Genomic DNA, 6,563 nt, shown 5'->3' on the forward strand with positions numbered 1-6,563 from the left:
ATTCCGTGAAACCCTTCGCCACTTTTTTCATACCACTTTGCCAGAAAAAGCGAAAGAACTCACGACTCGACTGACTGACAACTTTCAGATTTTAAAACCTGCATCTTCAAGTTAGATTGGTATATACATTATTTCCACCCGGATATACGGGATTAGTACTGGCAGCTACCTGCCTGATCCAATTTACCGTCAGTTTAATCATTGAACGACGTTATGAAAAATACGTTGCCTCATCACTGTTTTGGGTGATTTGGTATCCGATGATTTATTGGATGCTAAATCTGTTTACGACATTGGTATCTTTCCCAAAAGTCATGCTCAAAGTACACAGAAAACGAGCTCGCTGGGAAAGTCCTGATCGGGGAATAGAGAGAATCGAATAATGAAAGATCCGTTGATTTTTACCGAACAAAAATTATCACCTCTCCTGATTGATATTTTATTAACTATTCTGGCTTGGGTTGGTTTTGTTTATTTATTCGCAATGGGATTATTTTATTCCTCCCATAACGGATCCAAACTTTTTACGTCGGAATTCACTTCAGAACTGGGTTTGATAGCGCTTTATATCATCATAGCGATATTTAATGCACTTTTGCTGATTGGGTGGGCAAAATACAATCAGTATCGTTTCAAGATAGAACGCCGTCGCCACCGCGCTTCGTTGACTCATGCAGAAGTAGCCAGCAGTTTAATTTTGGAACAAAAATTGTTAAGTGTCTTAAGACAAAGCAAAGTTTCCAGTATCACTTATGACAATCATGGACATATAATAGGGATTAATAAAAAATCATCGACATATAGATAGCAATTAATATATTTCAGTGTAAATTATATTCAGGATTACAAATAATTCCATCAAGTTATTAATGTGTTTTATAACCTATCTCAGTCGGTATCAGTAACACCACAATGAGATAGGTTTTAGCTGAGAACATACTTTATCAATAATTTCAATACTATTATTTACATGATATGAAAGGCAAAACTTGGAATTCGTTATGCAAGTGATTGAACGGACTCATCATCTTTGTAGGCGTATTGTTTCTAATCAGTTTATTTCCAGATTATTTTTACGGTTATTGACAACTTTATTCTTAATCATCGTGATGGGTAATTCAGTAGTAATGGCTATGCCTGATACTAATGAAAAGCTAAAACTCAATGAAAATGTTGCTCGGGTAGTTTCTGGGATCATCAGTTATACACACTGGCCTACTACACGTGCTGCTCTGCGCTTGTGTCTGGTTCCCCCATCCAATTACATTAGCCCCTTAACCCACATTAATATGATTTCTGATCAAACAGAATTGCATATAGAAACCCTGAATTTCAACGTAAAACAATTGATAGAAAAATGTGATGTGATTTACTACGGTCAAATCAACCCCTTGCTCCAGCACCAAGTCATTAGCCAGAAAAAGAATAAACCACTGCTCACCATTGCTGAAAATAACCCACACTGCGAAATAGGCAGTGCATTTTGCCTCAACATGAATAACACGCAAGTAACATTTAGCCTAAACCTCGATATTCTGGTGCGCAGTGGCGTACGCGTGCATCCGAATGTCTTACAATTAGCGCGTAAGGTGGAATAATCTGTATGAAAAAACGTTATTCACTGATGTCATCGCGCCCTACTTTGCGTCAGGTTTTTCACCGGATCCATTTAGTTATCACATTTATCTCGTTATCCGTCGTGGGGTTATTTCTATCTTTATTGTCATTACTTGCTATGCAAGATTATGCCAAAAATAACCTAAAACTGATCGCCACAACCATCGCCCATACAGCACAAGCTGCCGTAGTTTTTCAGGATAAAACCGCCGCGACCGAAATACTGGAAATGATCGCAGTTCATGATGGTTTTACAAAAGCCAAGATCTTTGATGCCAGACAACAAGTGTTAGCAAGCTGGCAATCCAATCAAGAAGCCCGCATGGGCAACTTCAAAAAGTTGGTCGAAGGCTGGCTTTTTCCTGAACCATTTACCCTTCCCATTTACTATCATCACCAAAAAGTCGGCTCAGTCTGGCTAATTGGCAACAGCGATCACATCATCCAGTTTATTTATCAGGCTTTGCTGGTGTTATTTGCTTGTCTGCTATTCAGCGCCGTGATCTCACTTTATCTCTCCCTGCGTATGCATGATGGCATTGTCCGGGCATTGCAAAATATTACCGTTGTTGCCCATGACGTCCGACAACGACGCGCATTTTCACGGCGTGTACCCTCAGCACATATTGCTGAATTACATGAATTAAGTCAGGTTTTTAATCATCTTCTCGAAGAACTGGAAGAATGGCAGCATCACTTACAGACAGAAAAGGCCGTTTTAACCTGGCAGGCACAACATGACTCACTGACCGGTTTACCGAATCGGGCAACATTTGAACGTGTTCTTTTAACGGTAATGAATGATAAGTTCATGCGTGAAAGTGCAGCCATATTATTTATTGATAGCAACCGGTTGAAATACGTCAACGATATCTATGGACATGCTGCCGGCGATCACGTTCTTGTCACTATCGCCGACACTTTAAAAAGAAGGGTCAGGAAAATAGACACCGTTGCCCGGCTTGGCGGGGATGAATTTGCCATCTTATTACCTTCGGCCAATCCGGAAGATGCCGAATGCGTCGCAAAAAATATCATTCACGCTATGGACACTCCTATTTCCCTTCCCAACGGCCAGCACCTGCGCATCACACTGAGTATTGGCATCGCCTTATCCAACAGAGAGTTAACAGCAGAGCAACTACTGTCTGAAGCCGATGCAGCCATGTACCACATCAAACAACGAGGTGGTGGTTGGCATGCCGCTAATACAACAAAACTAAACTACCTACCATAGGAACTCATTATGAGTAAAAAACGTTCTTTTATGTTTATCTGCGCATTTATTGGAACCCTTTTTCTCAATGCCTGCCAGAACAAAGGAACCCTGACAGCAGCACAAATCGCAGCACTGAAACAACAAGGGTTTCAACAAACAGATGAAGGTTGGCTATTTGGCATGTCAGAAAAAGTACTGTTTGGTAATAACCAATTTCGCTTGCGCCCAGAAGGTGAAGATAAACTCAGAGAACTGTCAAACGTTTTGACCAGAGTCGGCATTCATCACGCACGCCTTGATGGCCATACTGACAACTATGGAGAAGTGAGTTACAACGATCAATTATCCCTTAAACGCGCCAACACAGTTGCAGATGCCCTGACACAAGGCGGGATGCAACGCACTAATCTCACAACCCGAGGATTAGGGTCAAATCAGCCTATTGCTGATAATAAGAGTTCTATATCCGTCGTCTTTCAAGTTGCAGCTTTGTTGGCTGCGCTCACTCACCCCAGTCACATAGTTAGCTATGCTCCTGGGGGTTCATTCCCTTGCCGTCGTGCTGCATCTTGAAATCCATTGGGTATAAAGGCAGGGCAGAAAATCGACGGGTGGCTATTATCATAACGGTACCATAATAATTTGTCTCTATTGCCACGGATGGCAAAAATGTTCTATTTATCTGGAGTATCTCAGTAAATTAAGAATTTTTTGCTCAGATTTTGTCATATAACACTACATCTATTTCCTGTCTCCAATTTCTTCCTGTAATATAGCCGACATTGTTTTTTCAAAGAAAGAATCTCTTTTGTACACAACTATCATTTGTAACAAACAATCACTTGTAACAAAAAAGTTAAGAAAAGTTTGCTAGTCTGAATGAAAGGTCTACTGTTGAGTAATGCACTTTATTAAAAAGGAAAAATGATGGGGCTGAATCTGAAATCATCCCGATCTCTGTATCGGATATTTGTGATGTTATTCATCACCATCACTGCCAGCACAGGCTTTATATTCTGGAGAATATTTTCCAATTATCAGAATAATATCCATCCCAATATGGAATTGGAAAGTGTATTTATTTTACTATCTCTACTAACCTTCTTGTCTACAGTATTTTTCTACAAACATACCAGAACCATTACAATTCCAGAATACCGGTTGAAAAAAGCAGTTAAAAACAAACAATTCATCCCTTACATTCAGCCAATTATTTGTAGCAAAAATAACAAGATAATTGGATGTGAAATCCTTGTGCGCTGGCAACACCCGGTTCATGGGTTATTAACACCAAATAAATTTATCGCACAAATTGAAAAATTGGATCTAATTATCCCGTTAACTCAGGATCTTATCAGACAAGTACAAGAATACTTCGCGCCAATTACTCATCAACTGCCTCAAAACTTCCATTTCAATTTCAACATCAGTGCAAGACATTATAAAGTTGACCATTTGGTAGATGATTGCCAAAACTTTATTAAAGCATTTCCGAAAGATTCTATCAGGCTGATTTTGGAAATTACTGAGCGGGAATTACTGGAACCAGACGAGCATACAATTAGTTTATTCAATAAGTTGGATGAATTAGGCGTATTAATTGCGTTGGACGATTTTGGCACAGGCTATTCCAATCACAATTATTTACAAAAATTTAACGTTAACTTAGTGAAAATTGGACATAACTTTGTTAGCAAAATGAATACAGATAGAATTTCAAAGCATATCGTTGAAAATATTATTGATCTTGCTTTACGGCTTCATTTAGAAATTGTGGCAGAAGGAATTGAAAACCAAAAACAGCTCAACCAATTAAAGAACTATTCTGTTAACTATTTGCAAGGCTATTACTTTAATCATCCCATATCATTAGACGAATTTGTTAAAAAGTGGTTGTAATAGATATTTTCCCAGCCAAAGTCTGATCCTTGGTGAGAGGCAGGAGCCTCTCATCAATCCCCAAGAACATAAGATAGCTATGCGACTGGGATAAACGAGCGTTGCTAACAAAGCAGCAACTTGACATACAAAGGATATGAATCAGTTGGAAGTTAAATATTGCAAAATGTTTTGTTTGATATTTTAGACTTACCATGCTCATTCAATACTATCGGTAATTTATGCAAAAACACATAACCATGGTGTTGAAATTCAATCAGAACTTTTTTTGAAGGAGATATGAAAAATGTATCGCCATCAAAAAAACAACTAGAATTAGACTTGAAATAATCTTCAACAAAATCATCAATGTTATTTATATCCATCATATAAACTTTATCTTTTGTATAGGAATCTTCATTAATGATAAAAATATCGCTGGAAAGGTATCTTTTAAAATTAATGAGATTTAATATTGCAGAATCACCCATCCGACCACAAGCTTCTATCTTACTTAAAAAATCAAACCTATTTTCTTGTGCAAAACCAACGTAATGAAGTAATACCAACTCTCCGCCAATAATAGGGTGCAATATCAAATCAGCTTTATCCATAGTGTACTCTTTATAGCTTTCCATACTATGTACCTTTGATTTTTTAATAAACTGATTTAACAATACATAAAATAACTTAACCTTTCCACTTTGTTTAAAGGCATTTTTGGCCTCATTTAAGCTTATTGAATTAGCACCTCCAGAATAATCAGGATATTGGGGTGAATGGGATTATCTTCCCATTTACAAATAGGACACATATTGTATTCTGCTAAAAGTTCAAAAGGTGTATTATTGCAGTATGGGCAAATGCATTAAAAACCCATCATATTACATTAATACATTCACTATAAAATAAATCAGCTTAAATTTCTCTAAATTGGAGAAATTAATAAAATCACCTTTAACTTCAACTTATTTTTGATAAGTATCAGGGATAGAGTGAATAAGCCCCGCACTACAAGGGCAGGTTGTTCTGCTATCCAAAGTCCCTGCTAATTTTGTACCGTTATCAACGAAAGAACCAACCCCACCAACAATGGCATATTTACCCGAATATCTGCCACAAGTCACAGTAGAACCTTCAATTGCTGCTTGCTTACCATAAAATTTAATGTTGTTGGTTCCTGTTAGGATCGCACCATCGCACGTTGTTTTATCCCCGGCTATCAGAAAATTTCCTTTTGCCATTTTATTTCCTCTCGTTTTAGATTCAATTTATAGTGAAACAATTGCTCTTGTCTGAATTCAACATCTCAATATTTTAGTCAATTATTTCTTTTTGCAGTGTATTTATTGTACATATTGTTTAGTGAAAATATCAACCCAAATAATCTCTTTCAATAGCAAGAATACAGAATAATATGTTGATTATATCGGCTCGTAGCCTTTTATATTAATTTGAAAAATTCATTTTATATTTTCAAAAAAACTTTTCTAATAAAATTTAATTTAAAAAGAAAAATCCTGTTTTTTATTTTTTAAAAAAAAAATTGACTTTTTTACTGTATGGAGTCCATTTTTTTACCATTTTTTTTCGTAATGTAATGGCGGTTATTATGTGGTTTACGGTCTGGTTTTTCCTTTATTTTCCGGGAATGCAGCATACCTCTGTTACGCTGTTACCCTAATTTTTTGATGCTATAACTAGGCAGACATCACGGTGCAAAATGCCCGTATTATCGATTTCGACGGAGAAGGACCCAAATAAATATGTAGGAACTTATTGATGACTTAATCAATGCAATCCATTTCGAATAAAAATAATTTATAGCTGGCTAGAGAATATCCAACCC

8 protein-coding genes and 2 pseudogenes are annotated in these 6,563 nt (G+C 37.1%); 7 read left to right on the forward strand and 3 right to left on the reverse strand.

Translation table 11 applies throughout. The features are described from left to right. The 7 genes and pseudogenes from AACQ81_RS00215 to AACQ81_RS00245 form a co-directional block, all read left to right on the forward strand. Positions 1-115 (forward strand): annotated as a pseudogene (locus AACQ81_RS00215) (IS630 family transposase); the annotation flags it as partial. Positions 116-119: 4 nt separating this feature from the next. After that, positions 120-383 (forward strand): annotated as a pseudogene (locus AACQ81_RS00220) (poly-beta-1,6 N-acetyl-D-glucosamine synthase); the annotation flags it as partial. Continuing rightward, the gene (gene pgaD, locus AACQ81_RS00225) at positions 383-808 is read left to right on the forward strand and encodes a poly-beta-1,6-N-acetyl-D-glucosamine biosynthesis protein PgaD (RefSeq protein WP_237388317.1); all 426 of its coding nucleotides are present in this window, start codon (positions 383-385) and stop codon (positions 806-808) included. The pseudogene AACQ81_RS00220 and the gene pgaD, both read left to right, overlap by 1 nt. Before the next feature lie 193 nt (positions 809-1,001). After that, the gene (locus AACQ81_RS00230) at positions 1,002-1,598 is read left to right on the forward strand and encodes a YfiR family protein (RefSeq protein WP_237388318.1); all 597 of its coding nucleotides are present in this window, start codon (positions 1,002-1,004) and stop codon (positions 1,596-1,598) included. A 5-nt stretch (positions 1,599-1,603) separates the two neighbouring features. Continuing rightward, positions 1,604-2,854 carry a diguanylate cyclase gene (locus AACQ81_RS00235; protein ID WP_237388319.1) on the forward strand — a complete coding sequence of 417 codons (1,251 nt, stop codon included), beginning with the start codon at positions 1,604-1,606 and terminating at the stop codon, positions 2,852-2,854. Positions 2,855-2,863: 9 nt separating this feature from the next. Continuing rightward, positions 2,864-3,409, forward strand: a complete 546-nt coding sequence (locus AACQ81_RS00240) for an OmpA family protein (RefSeq protein WP_237388320.1) — start codon at positions 2,864-2,866, stop codon at positions 3,407-3,409. Positions 3,410-3,811: 402 nt separating this feature from the next. Next, a complete protein-coding gene (locus AACQ81_RS00245) occupies positions 3,812-4,735 on the forward strand; it encodes an EAL domain-containing protein (RefSeq protein WP_237388321.1) in 924 nt (307 codons plus the stop codon). 152 nt (positions 4,736-4,887) lie between these two features. Here the strand turns inward: AACQ81_RS00245 and AACQ81_RS00250 are convergent, their stop codons facing one another. The 3 genes from AACQ81_RS00250 to AACQ81_RS00255 form a co-directional block, all read right to left on the reverse strand. Next, positions 4,888-5,352 carry a hypothetical protein gene (locus AACQ81_RS00250; protein WP_339353331.1) on the reverse strand — a complete coding sequence of 155 codons (465 nt, stop codon included), beginning with the start codon at positions 5,350-5,352 and terminating at the stop codon, positions 4,888-4,890. A 98-nt stretch (positions 5,353-5,450) separates the two neighbouring features. After that, on the reverse strand, positions 5,451-5,579 hold the full coding sequence (locus tag AACQ81_RS19620; RefSeq protein ID WP_237388324.1) for a CPCC family cysteine-rich protein: 129 nt from the start codon (positions 5,577-5,579) through the stop codon (positions 5,451-5,453). Between the two features lie 103 nt (positions 5,580-5,682). After that, positions 5,683-5,958: a PAAR domain-containing protein gene (locus tag AACQ81_RS00255; RefSeq protein ID WP_237388323.1), complete on the reverse strand. Its 276-nt coding sequence runs from the start codon at positions 5,956-5,958 to the stop codon at positions 5,683-5,685. Between the last annotated feature and the right edge of the window lie 605 nt (positions 5,959-6,563).

It is taken from the genome of Xenorhabdus sp. Sc-CR9, from assembly GCF_963897815.1.
Taxonomy (GTDB): Bacteria; Pseudomonadota; Gammaproteobacteria; order Enterobacterales; family Enterobacteriaceae; genus Xenorhabdus.

What these genes read in the sequence shown, in the direction of transcription:
- pgaD (WP_237388317.1), top strand. Translation starts at nt 383, where the DNA reads ATGAAAGATCCGTTGATTTTTACCGAACAAAAATTATCACCTCTCCTG.
- AACQ81_RS00230 (WP_237388318.1), top strand. Translation starts at nt 1,002, where the DNA reads ATGCAAGTGATTGAACGGACTCATCATCTTTGTAGGCGTATTGTTTCT.
- AACQ81_RS00235 (WP_237388319.1), top strand. Translation starts at nt 1,604, where the DNA reads ATGAAAAAACGTTATTCACTGATGTCATCGCGCCCTACTTTGCGTCAG.
- AACQ81_RS00240 (WP_237388320.1), top strand. Translation starts at nt 2,864, where the DNA reads ATGAGTAAAAAACGTTCTTTTATGTTTATCTGCGCATTTATTGGAACC.
- AACQ81_RS00245 (WP_237388321.1), top strand. Translation starts at nt 3,812, where the DNA reads ATGTTATTCATCACCATCACTGCCAGCACAGGCTTTATATTCTGGAGA.
- AACQ81_RS00250 (WP_339353331.1), bottom strand. Translation starts at nt 5,352, where the DNA reads ATGGAAAGCTATAAAGAGTACACTATGGATAAAGCTGATTTGATATTG.
- AACQ81_RS00255 (WP_237388323.1), bottom strand. Translation starts at nt 5,958, where the DNA reads ATGGCAAAAGGAAATTTTCTGATAGCCGGGGATAAAACAACGTGCGAT.